This is a genomic window from Acinetobacter nectaris CIP 110549 (genome assembly GCF_000488215.1).
Lineage (GTDB): Bacteria > Pseudomonadota > Gammaproteobacteria > Pseudomonadales > Moraxellaceae > Acinetobacter > Acinetobacter nectaris.
On the sequence record NZ_KI530720.1, the window covers coordinates 1 to 2,525 of the forward strand.

General features: G+C 29.1%; 3 protein-coding genes. 2 read left to right on the top strand and 1 reads right to left on the bottom strand.

Annotated features, from left to right (window positions below; genetic code table 11):
- On the top strand, positions 1–550 hold a 550-nt coding region (locus P256_RS06455), incomplete at its 5' end, for an SLAC1 family transporter (protein ID WP_023272883.1).
- A 228-nt stretch (positions 551–778) separates the two neighbouring features.
- On the opposite strand, the gene P256_RS06460 is transcribed toward P256_RS06455, so the two are convergent.
- Positions 779–1,297: a hypothetical protein gene (locus P256_RS06460; protein ID WP_023272884.1), complete on the bottom strand. Its 519-nt coding sequence runs from the start codon at positions 1,295–1,297 to the stop codon at positions 779–781.
- 431 nt (positions 1,298–1,728) lie between these two features.
- Here P256_RS06460 and P256_RS06465 point away from each other — a divergent pair.
- A partial coding sequence (locus tag P256_RS06465) for a hypothetical protein (RefSeq protein WP_023272885.1) occupies positions 1,729–2,525 on the top strand: 797 nt, incomplete at its 3' end.

Genomic DNA, 2,525 nt, shown 5'->3' on the forward strand with positions numbered 1-2,525 from the left:
TTATGTACTTTGGGGAATTTCTGTCTTACCTGCTTTTTCAATTCTTAGTATTTTATTTTTACGATTGGCTATTCATAAGTTACCTGAAGAGCAAATGGCAATTTCTGGATGCTTAGCTTTAGGGCCTATAGGAACAGGTGCATTTGCTTTATTATTATTAGGTAAGCAATCAATACATATATTACAAGCAGCTCACCTAGCTGAACTAGGAGCAGTAATGCACTCTATTGGAATAGTAGGGAGTCTTCTATTAATTGGTTTTGGCATGTGGTGGTTAGCGATAGCAGTTTTTACGATATATAAAAAATTTAGTATGAATTTCCATCTTGGATGGTGGGGACTCACTTTTCCTTTAGGTGTTTATAGCTTTTCAATACTAGAGTTAGCAAAACAGTTAAATTTAGTGGGTATGGCTTATATTGGCTACTGTCTATCAATTTTACTTATTGGACTATGGCTATTTGTAATCATCAAAACACTATTAGGTGCATATAAAGGTTCTCTTTTTATGTCTCCATGTTTAATCGCAGAGAAAAAGTTAGCTCATTAGGATATTCTGAAATAACTGCTTTTTTTAACCAATATTATTAGCAAAAAGTTCCAAAACTGCTCATAAAAAAGCCGACATATTTCCGAGTCGGCTTTTTTGATGTTTTTGGCATTATGTAAAATGTTTAAAGCGCTGATAAACAATAATTAATTAAGAAAGAGTTCGGGTAATGCCCATTATGTTAAGTCGGTATATACTTAAAAATCGATAGGCAATTTTATATGTATGTTAATGAGGAATAGTTAACCCTATAAGTTCTATTTCTGCTAAAGAATTATAGCTTACGAAAAGATCATATTGCTGATTAATGATACGCCATCTTTGAGTTAAGATATTTCCATTATCATAATTTCTAATTATTATTGGGTCACCAAGTAAGCTTATTAGATCATTAGGACTCATAGAGAACTGAATACCAAAAGGAAGTCCTAAATTATATTTAGAGAAATCATCGACAGCCTCATTGTAAAAAAATACTGTGGATAAATATAATATTTTTCCTAAGAGTGGTTTATTAATATTCTCTAGAAAAAATGCTTCATCAGTAAAAATAAAGCTTAAACCTTTAGAGTGGTGTTCTATATATAAATCATGCTCATCTAACCACTCACCATCTTCATCATACAGAGAGAGTTGAATATCATTAATTTCTTTTATAAAATTATTTTTTATAAAGAATTTCATTAAATTATCATCTTTATTCGACTTCCCCAAAAAACCACTCAAATCATCTATAAAATTTTCCATTTTGTCCCCTTAAAAAGTCTTTCTAAATTAAAACATATTAAAAACACAAAGTTTTGAACACTATCAGACTTTGATCGGATAGCTGTCTAGAATCTCCTAAATAAAAGTCTCTTATTAATTAAACACATATCAGATTGAATAGATTGAAAATGCTCTTACTAAGTTACTCATCTAAGTACTTATGATATAAAAGTTAAAGATTTAGAAATCGAAATCTTGTTTCTTCTAGTCTAATTTCATGACTTGTAAAAGAAATTGTTATACCTATTGAATAGGCATAAGTACATAAAACTGAGTTATTCGAAGATTCATAGGCAATATAATACAGCTTATGCTAAATACTAAAAAAAGGGAGCTATTAGCTCCCTTTCTATTATGTTAAGTGGCATACTGATATTTTAATTTATTTCTTTAATAGTCTTTGGATTTCTATGAGAATAAATGGATTTGATTATCTAAAATTATCAGAATTATGGCATGGCAAAATTTTTAGTTCCTCCTATGATAAAACTCTATTGTATTTATTTAAACAAGGAACGCCTTTCATTCTTAAAAATAATGGGGCATCAACAATTACTATATTTAAAAGAAATTCTCAACATTTAACTACTCCAAGCTCAATTCCTTTAATTTTTAAATCAGGTTTCATTAAATATTTAACTATTCCATATGCACATAGAGACCTGTGTATTTTGGGAATTCCCTCCAATGACATTGATAAAACGCAAACAGTATATGATTTTCCAGTATCGACGAAAGCTATTTATTCTCTATGCTCTAATAAATTTTACCCCTATCTTAAGCGATTATTTGAGTTGGAATTAAATGAAAATTTAGAGTTTATGCTGATAGGTTTACAACATGACTATCTTGATTTAAATAATGGGTTTGATGACTTTAGTCAGATTAGTTATTTATTGAGCCAAAAAAGTTTTCCTAAGCTAAAAGTTTTTAAATATGGTTTTGATGAATTATATGTCAATGTATGCCGAGTTTACTCTAATTTAGGAGATATTACAGAAGTCATAGAAAATATGCCTTCTTTAGAAATATTGGAAATCACAGGTGCTTTTGAATTGACAAAACCATTAAATCTTAAAAGTCTTAAATCTATAAATATAGATATAGATTTAGGTGTCCAAGATTGTAATGATGTTATGGCTATTTCTCAAAAGACATTAGATTTATTAATGTCTTCAGCTGTGAATTGTGAACTAGAAAGTTTCAC

Excerpts from the sequence above, each read along its gene's own strand:
- P256_RS06460 (WP_023272884.1), bottom strand. The coding sequence starts at position 1,297 with ATGGAAAATTTTATAGATGATTTGAGTGGTTTTTTGGGGAAGTCGAAT.